15 protein-coding genes are annotated in these 16,474 nt (G+C 62.9%); 7 read left to right on the top strand and 8 right to left on the bottom strand.

The genetic code is table 11. From position 1 onward, the window contains the following. The first annotated feature begins 173 nt into the window (after window positions 1-173). Window positions 174-1,766 carry a methyl-accepting chemotaxis protein gene (locus ACOJCM_RS00075; RefSeq protein WP_445210020.1) on the top strand — a complete coding sequence of 531 codons (1,593 nt, stop codon included), beginning with the start codon at window positions 174-176 and terminating at the stop codon, window positions 1,764-1,766. Between the two features lie 16 nt (window positions 1,767-1,782). On the opposite strand, the gene ACOJCM_RS00070 is transcribed toward ACOJCM_RS00075, so the two are convergent. Together ACOJCM_RS00070 and rarD are read right to left on the bottom strand one after the other, a co-directional pair. After that, complete coding sequence (locus ACOJCM_RS00070; protein WP_445210019.1) at window positions 1,783-2,937, bottom strand: NAD(P)/FAD-dependent oxidoreductase; 1,155 nt, start codon at window positions 2,935-2,937, stop codon at window positions 1,783-1,785. After that, complete coding sequence (gene rarD, locus ACOJCM_RS00065; RefSeq protein ID WP_445210018.1) at window positions 2,927-3,865, bottom strand: EamA family transporter RarD; 939 nt, start codon at window positions 3,863-3,865, stop codon at window positions 2,927-2,929. The genes ACOJCM_RS00070 and rarD overlap by 11 nt, the downstream gene beginning before the upstream one ends. A gap of 185 nt (window positions 3,866-4,050) precedes the next feature. Here rarD and ACOJCM_RS00060 point away from each other — a divergent pair, with 185 nt between their 5' ends. Both ACOJCM_RS00060 and ACOJCM_RS00055 read left to right on the top strand, forming a co-directional pair. After that, window positions 4,051-4,866 (top strand): amidohydrolase, encoded by an 816-nt coding sequence (locus tag ACOJCM_RS00060; protein ID WP_445210017.1) that lies wholly within the window; start codon window positions 4,051-4,053, stop codon window positions 4,864-4,866. Beyond that, window positions 4,866-5,567, top strand: coding sequence for a pseudouridine synthase (locus ACOJCM_RS00055; protein WP_445210016.1), 702 nt, complete (start codon window positions 4,866-4,868; stop codon window positions 5,565-5,567). The genes ACOJCM_RS00060 and ACOJCM_RS00055 overlap by 1 nt, the downstream gene beginning before the upstream one ends. A gap of 110 nt (window positions 5,568-5,677) precedes the next feature. Here the strand turns inward: ACOJCM_RS00055 and ACOJCM_RS00050 are convergent, their stop codons facing one another. From ACOJCM_RS00050 to gloB, 6 genes are all read right to left on the bottom strand, one after another. Beyond that, window positions 5,678-7,270 (bottom strand): ABC transporter ATP-binding protein, encoded by a 1,593-nt coding sequence (locus ACOJCM_RS00050; protein WP_445210015.1) that lies wholly within the window; start codon window positions 7,268-7,270, stop codon window positions 5,678-5,680. Further along, window positions 7,263-8,348, bottom strand: a complete 1,086-nt coding sequence (locus ACOJCM_RS00045; RefSeq protein ID WP_445210014.1) for an ABC transporter permease — start codon at window positions 8,346-8,348, stop codon at window positions 7,263-7,265. Before ACOJCM_RS00045 ends, ACOJCM_RS00050 begins: the two co-directional genes overlap by 8 nt. A gap of 3 nt (window positions 8,349-8,351) precedes the next feature. After that, window positions 8,352-9,425, bottom strand: coding sequence for a microcin C ABC transporter permease YejB (locus ACOJCM_RS00040; RefSeq protein WP_445210013.1), 1,074 nt, complete (start codon window positions 9,423-9,425; stop codon window positions 8,352-8,354). 44 nt (window positions 9,426-9,469) lie between these two features. After that, window positions 9,470-11,305: an extracellular solute-binding protein gene (locus ACOJCM_RS00035; protein ID WP_445210012.1), complete on the bottom strand. Its 1,836-nt coding sequence runs from the start codon at window positions 11,303-11,305 to the stop codon at window positions 9,470-9,472. A 101-nt stretch (window positions 11,306-11,406) separates the two neighbouring features. Further along, window positions 11,407-12,564: a transglycosylase SLT domain-containing protein gene (locus ACOJCM_RS00030; protein WP_445210011.1), complete on the bottom strand. Its 1,158-nt coding sequence runs from the start codon at window positions 12,562-12,564 to the stop codon at window positions 11,407-11,409. A 54-nt stretch (window positions 12,565-12,618) separates the two neighbouring features. Then, window positions 12,619-13,386 carry a hydroxyacylglutathione hydrolase gene (gloB, locus tag ACOJCM_RS00025; protein ID WP_445210010.1) on the bottom strand — a complete coding sequence of 256 codons (768 nt, stop codon included), beginning with the start codon at window positions 13,384-13,386 and terminating at the stop codon, window positions 12,619-12,621. Between the two features lie 172 nt (window positions 13,387-13,558). On the opposite strand from gloB, the gene ACOJCM_RS00020 reads away from it, so the two are divergent. From ACOJCM_RS00020 to nudC, 4 genes are read left to right on the top strand one after another with little or no spacing between them, the layout of a single operon-like run. Continuing rightward, window positions 13,559-14,344: a class I SAM-dependent methyltransferase gene (locus ACOJCM_RS00020; protein WP_445210009.1), complete on the top strand. Its 786-nt coding sequence runs from the start codon at window positions 13,559-13,561 to the stop codon at window positions 14,342-14,344. Continuing rightward, complete coding sequence (rnhA, locus tag ACOJCM_RS00015) at window positions 14,337-14,834, top strand: ribonuclease HI (RefSeq protein ID WP_445210008.1); 498 nt, start codon at window positions 14,337-14,339, stop codon at window positions 14,832-14,834. Before ACOJCM_RS00020 ends, rnhA begins: the two co-directional genes overlap by 8 nt. A gap of 3 nt (window positions 14,835-14,837) precedes the next feature. After that, a complete protein-coding gene (gene dnaQ / locus ACOJCM_RS00010) occupies window positions 14,838-15,602 on the top strand; it encodes a DNA polymerase III subunit epsilon (protein ID WP_445210007.1) in 765 nt (254 codons plus the stop codon). After that, window positions 15,589-16,374 (top strand): NAD(+) diphosphatase, encoded by a 786-nt coding sequence (gene nudC, locus ACOJCM_RS00005; RefSeq protein WP_445210006.1) that lies wholly within the window; start codon window positions 15,589-15,591, stop codon window positions 16,372-16,374. The genes dnaQ and nudC overlap by 14 nt, the downstream gene beginning before the upstream one ends. Window positions 16,375-16,474 lie beyond the last annotated feature (100 nt).

The following is a 16,474-nucleotide window of genomic DNA, read 5'->3' as shown; positions in this document are numbered from 1 at the left end:
CAGGGGCGGCTAGCCGCGCGGTTTTTAGCGAGTCAAGCACAAACACCTTTTATCGGCGCGGGCGACGATGACTTGAGTCGTGCTTTGGTCTGTCAGGCCAAAGTGGTGATGCGTATGACGCTTACCAGAAGTTAAGCTCAGTTGACATTCCTATAACAAAGAGACGAGACGTCATGCGGATCCTGATGCTTCTGCTGGCCGCGGTTTCGCTTGCCGGTGGACTATTCCTTGCGTATTCGAGTGGCACGGGCTGGCAGGGCCTTTTCGGGCCTGTACTGGGCCTGGTGGCGGGTGCCGCGATGGCCTTGAGCGGTTTGGCGGCCGTCTATCGAGCCGACGCCGACACGCTTGCGAACGGTCGTCTGCATGCCTGGCTTCCCATGACACGGGATTACCTTTCGTTACGCCGGATGGCACATGGCCTCATTCGCCAGGCCAGTACCACGGCAATCGCTTCAGCCGAGGTGTCTCACCACGCCGACCGCATGGACCAGCGCCTGGAGCGACAGGAGCAGACGGTACGCGAGGCCTCGTCGAGCATGGCGGCAATCACCTCGGCGATCGAGCAGGTCGCCGCCAGTGCCGCCAACGTGGCTACCCTGGCGAGCCGTTCGCGAGATGCCAGCCATGTCAGCCGCGAGTCGCTCGGTCAGGTGATCGAAGAGATGCAGGCACTTGCCGAGCGATCGGAAGAAGCCTTGGAACTGCTCAACATGCTGAGCCAGAAGGCCGACAGCGTGCGCCATGTGACATCTCTGATCGAGGAGATCGCCGAACAGACCAACCTGCTGTCGCTGAATGCCTCGATCGAGGCCGCCAGGGCCGGCGAACACGGTCGCGGCTTCGCCGTGGTTGCCGGCGAGGTGCGTCAGCTCGCTGGCCGTACCGCGGATGCCACGCGCAACGTCGAGGCGCTGGTAGGGGATATCGGCGACAGCAGCCATCGCGTGGTCGACACCATCGGACACCTGATGCAGCGCGTGGGCGACCGAGCCAAGGAGATGAGCAAGGTGGGCGAGCAACTCACCGAGATGACCGGGCATTTCGACCAGGTGGAGGGCGAGATCCGCTCTATCGCCGAAGCCATGGAGGATACCAACAAGCATTCACAACGCGTGGCAGGCACCCTCTCCACCCTGGAGGAGGACGCCGAGCAGGGCAACCGCGACATGCATGGCCTGGCGAGTCAGGCACGGGCACTGATGGACGGCGCCGAGGGTGTCGATGCGGCACTGGCCCAACAGCGTCTCGAGGGGCGCCACCAGCAGGTTTACGAGGCGGCGCGCCAGGCCGCGAGCAAGCTCGGTTCGCTGCTTGAATCGGCCATCAAGCGCGGCGAACTCGACGAGCAGACGCTTTTTCATGCCACCTACACGCCGATACCCGGCACCCATCCCCAGCAGTACGAAACCGGCTATGTGGGCTTTACCGACGAGCATTTTCCGGACATCCAGGAGCCTTTGCTGGATCGCCTGGGCGTCGCCTATGCCATCGGTATTGATCGTCGAGGCTACATTCCGACGCACAACGCCAAGACCAGCCAGCCGCCTACCGGCGACTACGACCACGATCTCAAGTTCTGTCGCAACCGCCGCATCTACGAGGACACGACGGGGCAGCGCTGCGGCACCCATGAGGAGACGCTGCTGCTCCAGACCTACAAGCGTGACACCGGGGAAATCATGCATGACCTTTCCGTGCCGATCTACGTGGGAGGCAAGCATTGGGGCGGCTTCCGCGTAGGCTACAAGCCGGAAACCGCGTGATCTCGGCGTAGCCGCATCAATTGCGATACTGAGCCACGAAACGTTCGTCCAGCCAGCGCTTCCAGCGCAGGCTGAGACGGCCAGACCACCACAGGCTCCCGCGTATCGCCAGGCCTTGTTCCTGGCCCAGGTCGAGAATAGTCAGCGCCCGTGCCTGGGGGGTGTAGCGCTGAAGGGGGAGGCCGCGCAGCCGTGCCTGCAGATTGGCCAGCAACAGCGGTGCCTGGCGGACACCGTAGACGCCGAGCCGGGGCAGGGGATGGTCGATCATGACAGCGCAATCGCCCGCCGCGAACACGTTGGGATCCGCGACGCTTTGCAGGGTGTCGGCGATCGCCAGGCCTCGTCCGGCGATGAGTGGCAGCCCCAATTGCTCGAGTGACGGCGGCGGCGCCAGGCCACCGGCATGGACCACGTGCTCGCATTCGATCAGTCGCGTCTCTGGCTCTCGATTCGATGCGGTGATCAGCAGGCCGTCGCGATGGAGTGCGACGGCCTGGCTGCCGCCGTACACCTGAATGCCCAGGCGCGTCAGATACCCCTCGAGCCAGCGCCGCGCCCCGGCCGGCGCGAAGGCGAGTGGTCTGGGCTGACGCGAAACCAGCGAAACCGACACCTTGGCGCCTCGCCGTGCAGCCAGTGCGTGCAGATTGCAGGCAAGCTCCACGCCACTGGCGCCACCGCCTACCACCGCGATAGCGGGCGCCTGAGACCGAGCGAAAGCCGCCTCGAGGCGGCGACGCAGCGCCACAAGTTGCTGTATCGGCTTGACGGGCCAGAGCGTAGGGCCATTAGGGTGGGAGGCAGGCGTGGGTGCGCATGAGCCGAGGTTGAAAGAGAGCAGGTCATAGCTGAGCGAGCGGCCATTCTCCAGGTGAAGCTGACGTCGCAGCGGGTCCAACGCTGCCACACGGCCACGTAGGATGCCGGCACCATGCTGACGCGCAAGATGCTTGGGATCGACGCGACCCTCGCCGGGTTCCCTGGCGCCCCCCAGCACACCTGCCGCCATGCCCGAGTACCAGAACGCACTCGGTTCGACGAGGGTGACGTCGGCGCCGGTCAGACGCTGCCGGTGACGCAACAGATAGAGATGAGCATGGCCCGCACCGGCCAGGATGATGTGAGGCCGCTTTCCGCGCTGCGAATCTCGCCTGAGGTCAGGTCCCATCTTCCTCTCTGAGCGTCCCGGCGGGCGCCAGTGGTGAGCGCGTCCGCCCTTGCCAGGCCGACCAGGAGTAGAGCGCGAGGCTGGCCCAAATAAGCAGGAAAGTGGCGAGCTGGACCAGCGAGAGCGGTTCACGGAAGACCAGAAGCGCAATGAAGAATTGAATACTGGGGTTGAGGTACATGAGAAAGCCCAGGGTGGCGAGGCGTAGACGGCGCGCCGCGCCGGCGAAGGCCAGGAGCGGCAGAGCGGTGATGACGCCACTGGCGATCAGGAGCAACGTGAGGTGAGGCTGGTCCAGGAAATGTGATAGGTCGGCGGCAGCCAGCCAGGCCAGTGCCATCAGGCCCAATGGAAGCAGCAGCAAGGTTTCGACGAACAGCCCCGAGAGCCCATCGAGCGGTACCTGCTTGCGAAGCAGGCCGTAGGTGCCGAAGCTCACGGCCAGTGTCAAGCTGATCCACGGCAACTCGCCGAGCAGCAGAAGCTGGATCGCGATGGCGACTCCCGCCAGCAGTACGGCGAGGCGTTGCACGCCGGACATGGCCTCGCGCAGCACCAGCAAGCCCAGGGCGACATTGACCAGCGGCGTCAGAAAGTAACCCAGGCTGGCCTGGAACACCTGGCGGGTCTCGACGGCATAGATGTAAAGCCCCCAGTTGATGGCGATCAGCAGTGCGCAGCCCAGCACGCGCCCCAGGCGCCTTGGCTCGGCTAGCGCCTTGCGGATAGGCCCCCAGCGCTTGAGAAACGTCACCAACCCCACCAGGAACAGGCACGACCAGATGATGCGGTGAATCAAAACCTCATAGGCGGGGATGCCTTCGAACAGGGCGAAAAACAGCGGAAAGCAGCCCCACATGCCGTAGGCGGCAAGGCCGAAACCCACACCTCGGGCGGCTTCTCGATCAGTCGGGGGCAGCAGGGACATGCCGTTTTCTCGCTCGTTTCGGATGGCTTCAACTTAGCAGCCTATGGGTTATATCACCATGCTCTCATACGGTTCTCGCAGGGTAGGGGAATCCGGGCTGACGTCGCTTGCGACCTGCGTTAGTCTTGAGCCATGCAACTATACGATACCCTGCCCGATAGGCGAGAAACCGCAAGGGAACCGTCATGAACGATCTGCGTACCACTCTGGTACAGTGCGACTTGCGCTGGGAAGACCCCGAGGCCAACTGTCGCCTGCTGGAGGAACAGCTCGGTGAGCTGAACGGCGAGGAGACCGATCTCATCGTGCTTCCCGAGATGTTCTCCACCGGGTTCACCATGAATTCCCGCGAGATGGCCGAACCCATGGAGCAGAACCGCGCCGTAGCGTGGCTGAGTGAGCAGGCCATCAGCCGACACTGCGTGGTCACCGGCAGTGTGGCAGTCGTTGAGGAAGGCCAGTACTACAACCGCCTGGTTTGGGCCCGCCCGGACGGTAGCCGGGTTTGCTACGACAAGCGCCACCTGTTCCGTATGGCCGGCGAGCATGAACGTTACTCCATGGGGCACGACCGGGTGATCGTCACGCTCAAGGGTTTCCGCATTCTGCTCAGCGTCTGCTACGACTTGCGTTTTCCGGTCTGGCTTCGTCAGAGCCCCGGCCCTGGTGAACACTTCGAGTACGATGCGCTGCTGTGCGTGGCCAACTGGCCTGCACCCCGCCGCCATCCGTGGCGCATCCTTCTCCAGGCGCGGGCCATCGAGAACCTTTGTCCTGTCATCGGTGTCAATCGCGTCGGCGAGGATGCCAACGGCATGCAGTACGCCGGCGATTCCATGCTGGTGGACTTCAAGGGCGAGGCGATCATCGACGAACCGCGAGACACCCCCTTCATCAGGACCGGTACGCTTTCCCGGAACGACCTGCAGGCCTTCCGCGAGAAATTCCCGGCCTGGCGAGACGCCGACCACTTTGCACTCGCCGACGGGGTTGGGTTCTGATGCGCCTCGACCGCTTTTTGTCGGAAACCACCGAGCTGACACGTAGCCTGGCCAAGAAGGCGCTGCACCGCGGCGAGGTCAGCGTCAACGGAGCCGTGGTGAAACAACCCGCCACCCATGTCGATACGACCGACCGCGTCGAATGGTGTGGAGAACCGCTGGTGCTGGTCGATCTGCGCTACGTGATGCTCAACAAGCCCACCGAGGTGGAATGCAGTGCGCGCCGGGGGCTTTATCCGCGTGCCGTCGACCTGATTGATTTGCCCAAGGCCGAACGTCTGCAGACAGTGGGGCGTCTTGATGTCGATACCACCGGTCTGGTGCTGCTGACCGACGACGGACAGTGGTCTCATCGTGTCACGTCGCCACGCAGGCGCTGCGCCAAGCGCTATCTGGCAACGCTGGCCGAGCCGCTGGTAGGCGAGACGTTGACCGAAGCCTCCCGGCGTTTTGCGGAAGGCATCCTGCTGGAAGGCGAAGAAAAGCCGACGCTACCGGCCGAACTGGTGATGCGCGATAGCGCCGAGGCCGAACTCACCCTCTATGAAGGACGCTATCATCAGGTCAGGCGGATGTTCGCTGCCATTGGCAATCGCGTCACGGCGCTGCATCGCGAGTCGGTCGGTGCTTTGGAGCTGGGTTCTCTGGCCTTGGGAGAGTGGCGGGAATTGAGCCCCAAGGAAGTAGCCTCGTTCGATTGATTTGATGGCGGCGGGCATAGGACGCATTAGGAGAGTAGTCTGTCCCGATAATTTATACCGTTATCTTCGTGTTTTTCTCTGTTGTGATGAGAACTTTGGCGACATCGGATTCAAGGTTTCAAATCAGCAGCTTTCACCAGCGCTCGCGTGTAATCGCTTGTTGGGTGTGTCAATAAGGGCAGGCAATCCCCCTGTTCTACCAGTTCCCCATCCTTCAGCACCAAGATGCGATGTGCCATGGCACGTACTACGGCGAGATCGTGGCTGATGAAGAGAAAGCTCAAGCCGCGACGGGCCTGGAGATCACGCAGCAGCTCGACAAGCTGTTTCTGAACGGTGCGATCGAGCGCCGAGGTCGGTTCGTCGAGCACCACCAGCGCAGGTTCCAGGATGAGGGCGCGAGCCACCGCAATTCGCTGGCGCTGCCCCCCCGAGAACTCATGCGGATAACGCGCCGCACAATCGGCAGGTAAACCGACCTCCAGAATGGCCGCCCGAACCCGCTCGGCCACTTCTTCCTCGAGAAGCTCGGGATAGTGAAAGCGTAGGCCCTCGCTGATGATGTCGAAAACGGGCATTCGCGGCGATAACGAGCCGTAGGGATCTTGAAACACCACCTGGATACGACGCCGTCGCTTGCGCAGGGCATTGCCCTTCAGCCGGTCGAGACGCTCTCCGTCCAGTTCAATTTCACCGCGACACTCCACCAGACGCAGGAGGGCCATGGCCAGGGTGGTCTTTCCGGAGCCCGATTCGCCGACGATGCCCAGCGTTTCGCCGGGCGCTAGATGCAGGTCGATCGGCTTGACCGCCTCGAAGGCAGGCGGGCGCTTGGCGAATAGGCGCTTGGGGCGTTGGAAACTAACGGCAACGCCACGCGCCTCGAGTAGCGGCTTGTCAGCCAAGACCGGAGCCGGTCGTCCGGTCGGCTCGGCATCCAGCAGCGTACGGGTATACGCGCTGCGCGGAGCTGCGAAGACATCGTCGACGGCGCCCGTTTCCTGTTCATGGCCGTTGTAAAGCACGCAGACGCGGTCGGCATGGCGCCGCACCAGGTTGAGGTCATGGGTAATGAAAAGCATGCCCATGCCATGACGATCCCGCAGCTCGGCGAGCAGGGCCAGGATATCTTGCTGCACCGTGACGTCTAGCGCCGTAGTAGGCTCGTCGGCAATCAGCAGTTCGGGGTCGTTGGCGATCGCCATGGCGATCATCACCCGCTGGCGTTGGCCACCGGAGAGCTGGTGGGGCCAGGCATCGAGCAGCTCATCGGGCCGCGGCAGCTTGACCTGTTCGAGGAGGGCTCGGGTGCGCTGTCGTGCCTCGCGTCCTGACAGCCCCTGATGCAGGCGCAGTGTTTCACCGATCTGCTTGGCCACGGTGTGCAAGGGGTTGAGCGAGGTCATCGGTTCCTGGAAGACGAAACCGACACGACCGCCGCGCAGGGCTTGCCAGTCGCGCTTGCCGAGGGAGCCGAGGTCGGTGTCGCCCAGCCAGCGCCCCCCGGTCACCTGAGCATTGTCCGGCAGGAGATTCATGGCACCGAGAGCCGAGACCGACTTGCCCGAACCGGACTCCCCGACCAGGGCCAGCGTTTCACCTCGCCTGACTTCCAGCGATAACTCGTTGAGTACCGTCTTGCCATCAAAGGCAATTGACAGCCTGTCGAGGCGCAGCAGGGGTTGGGATCGAATGTCAGGCATTAGGCTGTGTCCTGGTCAACGGGGTCGCGCTCGGGGCGTGCTGGATATGGCGAGGGTCGAAGGCGTCACGCAACCCTTCGCCGATGAAGACCAGCAGCGAAAGCATCAGCGACAGGCTGATGAAGGCGGTGATGCCGAGCCAGGGGGCATGCAGGTTGTTCTTCCCCTGCGCCACCAGTTCTCCCAGCGAGGGCGATCCCGGCGGCAAACCGAAGCCGAGGAAGTCGAGTGCCGTCAGGGTGGTGATAGCGCCGGTGAACAGGAAGGGTATGAAGGTCAGGGTGGCCACCATCGCGTTGGGCAGGACGTGACGCCACATGATCAACCGCGACGGCAGTCCCATGGCCTTGGCCGCACGCACGTATTCGAGGTTGCGTGCACGCAGGAACTCGGCACGCACCACGTCGACCAGCCCGAGCCAGGAGAACAATAGCATGATCCCCAGCAGCCACCAGAAGCCGGGCTGGACGAGGCTGGCCAGGATGATCAGCAGGAACAGCACGGGAAGTCCCGACCAGATTTCGGTGAGACGCTGCCCGATCAGATCGGTCTTGCCGCCGAAGTATCCCTGGATGCCGCCGATGATCACGCCCATGACCAGCGAGCCGCCGGTCAGTACCAGGGCAAAGAAGACCGACAGGCGGAAGCCGTATATGACGCGAGCGAGCACGTCGCGGCCCTGGTCGTCGGTACCCAGCCAATGCTGCGAATCGGGAGGCGAGGGCGAAGGACGCATCATCTGCATGTCGAGGGTCTGGTAGGAGTACGGTATCAACGGCCAGAGCGCCCAGCCGTGCGCCTCGATCTGCTCCTGGATGAAAGGATCGTGATAATCCGTGCGCGTCGGCAGGAAGCCACCGAACTCCGTCTCGGGGTAATCCACCAGCAACGGCGCGTACCATTGCCCGTCGTAGCGCATCACGATGGGCTTGTCGTTGGCGATCAGTTCGGCGCCGAGGCTCACCACGAACAGGACAAGGAAAATCCATAGCGAGATCCGGGCGCGGCGGTTGCTGCGAAAGACGTCGATGCGCCGTTGCGCGATGGGGGAGAGCTTGGAAGCGAATACACGTGCCATCGGCTAGGACTCCCGTGTCTCGAAGTCGATGCGCGGGTCCACCCACACATAGGTAAGGTCGGAGACCAGCTTTAGGATCAGCCCGATCAGGGTGTAAAGGAACAGCGTGCCGAAGATGACCGGGTAGTCGCGCTGCATGACGGCTTCGAAGCCGAGCAGCCCCAGCCCCTCCAGCGAGAAGATCACCTCGATCAACAGCGAGCCGGTGAAGAAGATGGTGACCAGTGCCCCAGGCAGCCCGGCAATGATGATCAGCATGGCATTGCGGAAAACATGACCATAGAGCGTACGGCTGTCGCTCGCCCCCTTGGCTCGCGCCGTCAGCACGTACTGCTTGTGGATCTCGTCGAGGAAGCTGTTCTTGGTCAGCATGGTCAGCGTGGCGAAACTGCCGATGGTCATGGCGGTCACCGGCAGGGTGATGTGCCAGAAATAATCCTTGACCTTGCCCCAGGCGCTCAGCTCCTCGAAGTCGGGCGAGGTCAGCCCGCGCAGGGGAAACAGATCCCAGTAGCTGCCGCCGGCGAACAGCACGATGAGGAGGATGGCGAACAAGAAACCGGGAATGGCGTAGCCGACGATCACCAGGCCGGAGGTCCAGACATCGAAGCGCGAACCGTGGTGAAGCGCCTTGCGAATACCCAGCGGTATCGAGATCAGATAGACCAGCAGCGTGGTCCAAAGCCCAAGCGAAACCGATACCGGCAGCCGTTCGATCATCAGTTCGATGACGGGGCGGTCGCGAAAGAAGCTATTGCCGAAATCGAAGGTGACGTAATCGCGCATCATGTCCAGGAAGCGCACATGGGCGGGCTTGTCGAAGCCGAACTGCTGCTCGAGCTGCTCGATGAAGCGCGGGTCGATGCCGCGGGCGCCACGTGACTCGTCCTGCACCACCACGTCGCCGCCACCCGCATCGAGTCGCGTGCTGGACATGGCATTGACGCCTTCGAAGCGGGCCAGCATCTGGTCGATCGGCCCACCCGGAGCCGCCTGCACGATGATGAAGTTGAGCAACATGATGCCGATCAGTGTCGGGATCATCAGCAACAGGCGACGCAGGATGTAACGGCTCACGATGGATCGTCCTTGTGCAGGCTAGGTGACACGAATGGCAACGACTATCGGCGTCGCAGGCGGCGATTCAGCTCAACCTCGCGTTCGACATCGACCCACCAGGCCGAGAGGTCGAACCCATACTCGGGGAAGGGTTCGGGGTAGCCGAACTTGTCCCACACAGCGATACGCGTTTCCCCTGAATGGTAGTGAGGGATTGTGATGAAGTTCCACAGCAGCACCCGGTCCAGCGCACGGGTCACGGTGTTGAGCTCCTCACGGCTATCCGCCCGGATCAGGCGCTCCACCAGGTCGTCGACCACAGGGCTCTCCAGCCCCATCAGGTTGCGGCTCTGGGGAACCTGGGCGAACTCGCTGGTCCAGTACTCGCGCTGCTCATTGCCGGGATTGTTCGATTGCGGGAACTGGCCGGTGATGATCTCGAAATCGAAGCCGCGCAGGCGGTTCAGGTACTGGTTGATGTCGACGATCCGCAGCCGTCCCTGAATCCCGAGGCGTGACATGTTGCGCAGCATCGGCTGCACGACACGCTCCAGGCCGCTATCGAAGAGCATCACTTCTACCGTGAGGGGACGTCCGGTTTCCGTGTGAACCAGGGTGCCGTCACGCACTTCGTAGCCGGCCTCGCGCAGAAGGTCGTAGGCAAGCCGCAGGCGTTCACGCAGGTCGTCAGGGTGGTCGACGGGAACAGGGCTGTCGAACACGCGCTCGGGCAGCTCGTCACGGTAGGGCTCGAGCAGCTCCAGCTCCGCTTCGCTCGGCAATCCCTTCGCCGCCATCTCCGAGTTCTGGAAATAGCTTTCGGTGCGCTGGTAGGAGTCGTAAAAGAGGTTGGCATTGAGCCAGGGGAAATCGAACGTCAGGTTGAGTGCCTCGCGAACGCGCCGATCCTGAAACTTGTCGAGCCGTAGATTGAAGACGAAAGCCTGCATGCGGGCGGGGTTGCCGTCGGGCACGGTGATTCGCTTGACCAGCCCCTCGCGGTAGGCCGGGAAATCGTAACCGATGGCCCAGGTAGACGCCCGCGCATCGGTCCGATAGTCCATTACCCCGGCCTTGAACGCCTCCCAGGCGATGTCTCGATCGCGGTAATAGTCGTAGACCAGGCGATCGATGTTGTGCCGACCGACATTGACCGGCAGGTCGCGCCCCCAGTACGCCTCGTCGCGCTGATAGACGATGCTTCGGCCGGGCTCTACGTTAGCAATGCGGTATGGCCCCGAGCCGGGATGGCGAGCCAGCGTCGGCGCGCTAAAATCGCGCTCTTCCCAGTAGTGCTTGGGCAGTATCGGCAACTGGCCGACGATCAAGGGCAGTTCGCGTGATTCATTGCTGGCGAACTCGAAGCGTACGGTGTGACGATCCAGCGCTTCGACGTTCTCTACCTCGGAGTAGTAGCCCCGGTAGAACGGATTGCCTTGCTCGATGAGCAGGTTGAAGCTGAATACCACGTCATCGGCCGTTACCGGCTCGCCATCGTGAAAGCGCGCCTCGGGGCGCAGGTCGAATTCTATCCAGTGACGATCCGGGTCCAGGCGTAGCCCTTCGGCAAGGAGCCCGTAGACGCTGAACGGCTCGTCATAGTTCTCGGTGAGCAGGGTGTCGTAGATCTGGCTGATGCCAATGGCCGGCGTGCCGCGAATGATAAAGGGATTGGTCGAATCGAAACTGCTGCCCACGGCCGCCTGGGTCATGCTGCCCCCCTTGGGGGCGTCGGGGTCGACGTAGGGAAAATGACTGAAATCCTCGGGCAGTGCCGGCGCGTCGTAGAGCGCCAGGCCATGCACGGTGGGAACCCTTTCTTCCTCGTCAGCGAAAGAGGAGGCCCACCAGCCCAACGAGAGGCAACAGATCAGAGTGGAGTGCAAGACGAACCGCATCAATGACATCCTTGCTAGGGAACAGCCCGGCAGCCGGGCTTACCGCCATAAGGTGTCAGGCCGCCCGTCGCATGTAAACCTCGGCATGACGGGGCCGGCCGTCAACGAGCCGCCAGGCTGCGCCGCGGGATCGCCAGGCTTTGGCCGACCTGGATGACGTCGCCACTCAGGCCGTTGTGCTGGCGAAGCTCGCCCACGCTGATGCCGTGACGTGCCGCAATGGCCGAAAGGCTGTCGCCACGCTGAACGAGATACTGGTCGGCATTTGCGGCAGGCGTCGTTGCCGGAGTGCTCAGCTCGGCCAGGACCGCCTCTTCCTGCGCGGTGGGGACCAATACCACGTCGACCGTGGCGGGACTTGCGCTGCCGCTGGTCAGCCCGGGGTTAAGCGCAATGAGTTCCGAAGGTTCCACGCCGGCGGCGCTTGCCAATTGCGACAGGCTGATGTGCTGGTTGACCGGTACCTTGGCGAACGCCGGGGTATCGTCGATTTCTGGCAGGGCAATGCCGTAGCTGTCGGGGTCGTCGATGATGGCAGCGATGGCGTTCAGCTTGGGCAGATATTGCATCGTTTCGTTGGGCAGCTGTAGCTGCCAGTAATCGCCGGTTTCGCCAAGTGACAAGGCAGCATGGCGGGCTCGGTTGACCGTTCCCGCGCCGGCATTATAGGCCGCGACGGAGAGTTCGATATCACCGTCGTACCACTGCTCGGCCTGCAGCTCAATGTAGTCCAGTGCAGCTTCGGTCGAAGCGACCACGTCGAGTCGACCGTCATAGCCGTTACGCCGATGCAGCCCAAGGGCATCGGCGGTGCCGGGCATGAACTGCCACAGGCCGGCGGCGCCTCGGTGGCTGCGAGCCAGGGGGTCGTACGAACTTTCGACGAAGGGGATCAGGCTGATCTCGCCGGGCAATCCGCGCCGTTCGACCTGTTCGGTAATCCAGGCCATCCAAGGGCGCGCCCGCTCGATGATCTCGACCACGTTCTCGGGATTGCTGCGGTAGTAATCGATCCAATGCTGCACGCGGGCATCGTGGCGGCGATCCTGCCATGTCAGGTTCTCACGCAGCCGTTCCCAGGCATCCCCAGGTATCGCCTCGAGACTGAGGTCGTCCCAGAAATGGTGGACGGGCTGGGCCGGGGTCGCGCCCGGGTGCGGGCTCGCCGATAGCGTGGGGCTGATAGCCGTCAGGGCACCGATCAAGGCAATGCCCCCTGCAAGGTTCAATGGCCACTGTCGCGTCGTTCGATAGGTCATACGTTCTCCTGCTGGGCGCCAGGCTGCCATGCGGCCCATGGGATGCGTCGATTCTCAGAAACTGTCTTTCCAGGCGCGCAGGGTGGCAAATGTCGCCTGGTCGGTATCGGTATTGCCATGGGTCGAAGCTGCTGTCCGCACCTCGGATTCGCCGCAGCGCAGAAACGGGTTGATGCGTTTTTCACGGGCGAGATAGCTTGGCAGGGTGGGACGGTCGAGGGCGCGAGCCCGCTCGGCTTCGTCGATGGCCTTGGCGATGTCCCGGTTATGGGGGTCGGCCGCCTGGGCAAATCGAAGATTGGCCAGGGTGTATTCATGTCCGGCAAATACCAGGGTTTCGTCCGGTAGGGTACTGAGCTTCGATAAGGAACGGTGCATTTGCTCTGGGCTGCCTTCGAACAAGCGGCCGCAGCCTGCTGAGAAGAGCGTGTCGCCACAGAACAGCAAGGGCGGTATCCCGGCGGTGAAGAAAGCGATGTGATCCAAGGTATGACCGGGCACTTCGAAGACGTCGAAGCGACGCCCCATGACGCGGCAGGTATCGCCTTCGCCGACATGCTCCGTCAGGCCAAAGATGTCAGGATTGGCGGGGCCGATGACGTCCGGTGAATAGCGCTCGACGAGTTCCGGCAGGCCGCCCGTATGATCGGGATGATGATGGGTGACGAGAATGGTGCCGAGGGAAAGCCCTTCCTGCTCGAGAACCCGGATAACCGGTCCTGCATCGCCGGGATCCACGACGCAGACCTCCGGACTCGTATCCTGGCGCAGAAGCCAGATATAGTTGTCGCTAAAAGCGGGAATCGGTGTCACGCTCAGCATAGGCGATCCGTCCTTGTTGCGTCGTCAACCGAAAAGTGCCTCGCGGGGAGCCGGCCCGTATCGTGATGCCCGGACATGGCTTACCGCGGGCCACCGCGCTTGGCGGCCACGCGTAGGCTAATATGCCTTAACATGTATGCAAAACCGCTGATCATGGAGGTAATGGCCAGTAATGTCAAACTCGCAAGAGGCGCTTGCTCTGGCTCGCATGTATCGCGAGGGGCATCGCTACTGGTCCAGCGAGAACGGGCAGGCCCACTGGCGCGCCGAGCGGGCGTGCCTGGGGCCGGTATGCGAGAACCTGCACGGCGGACACAGCCTGGAACTCGGCATGGGTCCTTCGCTGACCGACATGTCACCCATTCGCCACAACCTCCGTTGGGCACCGACTGCCGAGCTGACCGACACCGCCTCCACGCTGGTATGTCCGCTCGATGCGCTTGCGCTCCCGGACGAGTGCCTCCATCTGGTCATCGTGCATCATCTGCTGGAGCTGATCGACGAACCGCATCGGCTGCTGCAGGAGGCGGCAAGGGTGACCGCCGACGACGGCTGCCTCATCGTGCTCGGCTGGATGCCGCTGGGCATTGCCGGCCTGGCGCGTCTGTCGCCCACGCGGCGCAACCATTTCCCGTGGCGTGGCAACTGGAGAACTCCCTCCAAGTTGGGCGACTGGCTGGCGTTTGTCGACTTTCGCATCGAGCGGGTAGACTATTGCGGCTTCCACCTGCCCGGCAGCCTGCCCAACAATGCGATGCTGGAAACCCTGGGCCGACGCCATAACGTGCCGCTGGGCGACAGCTACATCATTCGTGCCCGTCGCCGCACGCGCCTCGCCCAGAGACAGCGCCCAAGACTGCAATTGCAAGGCACGCTGGGCGGCGGGGCACTGGGCCACGCGACACGTGTCGGCAATACCGTTCCTGAACCGAGCAGAAGGACAACCGAAGTTGAGTGACAGCGACCACGGCCAGCCACTTCCCAGCGTTACTATCTATACCGACGGCGCCTGCCGTGGCAATCCAGGACCGGGAGGATGGGGGGCAGTGCTCGAGAGCGGCACGCACGACAAGACCCTGAACGGCTTCGAGGCGACCACCACCAACAACCGCATGGAGCTGATGGCGGCCATCATGGCGCTGCGCGCTCTCAAGCGCCGCTGCGAGGTCAACCTCTGGACCGACTCCGAGTATCTGCGCCTGGGCATCACCGAGTGGATACACGGCTGGATGAAGCGCAACTGGATGACGTCCAGCCGCCAGCCAGTCAAGAACGCCGAGCTGTGGCGCGAACTGCTGGAGGAAACACGACGGCACCGTATCCACTGGCATTGGGTCAAGGGTCATAACGGCCACCCTGGCAATGAGCGTGCCGATGCCCTGGCGAACGCGGCCATCGATGCCCATTGGACCCGCGGCAAGTCGCAAGCCATCCAACCTGAGTCTTAGACAATGCGACAGATCGTTCTCGATACCGAGACCACCGGCATCGACCCCCGTGAAGGCCACCGTTTGATCGAGATCGGTGCCATCGAACTCGTCAATCGGCGCTTCACGGGGCGTACCTATCACCAATACATCAATCCCGAGCGCCAGGTTGAGGCCGAAGCCATCGGCGTGCATGGCATCACCAACGAGTTCCTTGCGGACAAGCCTGTCTTCGCCGCGGTCGCTGATGCCTTCTGGGAATTCGTACGCGGTGCGGAACTGGTAATACACAACGCCGCCTTCGACGTAGGCTTTATCGACCACGAGTTCAAGCTGCTACTGGCGACGCGCGGCGAACCCCGGCTGGGGCCAGTGGCCGAACACTGCCGTATTCTCGATACGTTGCAGCTGGCACGTGAGCGTCATCCTGGCCAGCGCAACAACCTGGACGCGCTGTGCAAGCGCTACGAGATCGACAACGGCCACCGGGTGCTCCATGGCGCCTTGCTCGACGCCGAAATCCTGGCCGAAGTCTATCTGGCCATGACCGGGGGCCAGACGGCCCTGACACTTGATGCGGATGAGAGTCGCGATAGTGAAGCCATGTCCAGCGGCCTTTCAATCAGGCGCCTGTCGCTGACCCCCGGTAGCTTGCGCATATTGCGACCCGGCGACGCCGAGCTCGAGGCGCATCGGGCCAAGCTCGAGCAGATTCGCCAGGCAGCGGGCAGCTGCCACTGGGATACCTTGCTGGATCAACCGCACGAGACCAGCGATGCTGCGTCGTGAGTTGCCGTTGGGCATTGCCTACGGCAGGGTGATCCGTGTGGCCGACGGGCGCATCGCACCCGGCCCGGATGGCAGCCCGCTGCAAGCCGAACAGCCCTGGCCGGAAAGTGTCCAACCGCTAGCCTACTGGCACGACGAGCCGATCGCGCTATCGGTCGAGGCTCACACGGAGGAGAGCTGGCCGGATGGGCGGCGTTGGCTTTCCCATTTGCCCGAGTCCTGGTTTCCGTTGGTATCCACCGCACTGCAAGTTGCAGCCTGGATCCGCGACCATCGATTCTGCGGTCGTTGCGGGGCGCAGGCCGCACGCCTCGATGCCGAGTTCGCCATGCAGTGCGCGCAGTGCGGCCACCGCAACTACCCACGTATCTCGCCATGCATCATTACCTTGGTCACCCACGGAGACGCCATGTTGCTGGCGCGCAGCCCCCGCTTCCCACCGGGGCGCTACTCGACCCTCGCCGGTTTCATCGAGCCCGGTGAATCGGCAGAAGAGGCGGTGCATCGTGAGATATTCGAGGAGGTGGGCGTCAGTGTGGGAAGGATACGCTATTACCGCAGCCAGGCCTGGCCTTTCCCTCATGCCTTGATGCTGGGCTTTTTTGCAGAAGCCGCAAGCCGCCGTATTCGCATCGATGGCATTGAAATTGCCGATGCCGCCTGGTTCCTGCCGGGACGGTTACCCCAGCTGCCTCCCCCTTATTCCATCTCGCGTGCGCTGATCGAAACCCATCTTGCCGAAGTGGCAGGCGGCCCTGGTCGACACGGTTGATGAAAAGAAACGGGCGGCCCGAGGTGAACTGACCCCCAATAGTTGGACGGTTCATTCAGCCGGTGCCCAAGGCCTGAGTCCTGTATTGTACGGGGCTCAG

The organism is Billgrantia hypersalina (assembly GCF_052584175.1).
This window is presented reverse-complemented; position numbering and strand designations above follow the sequence as displayed.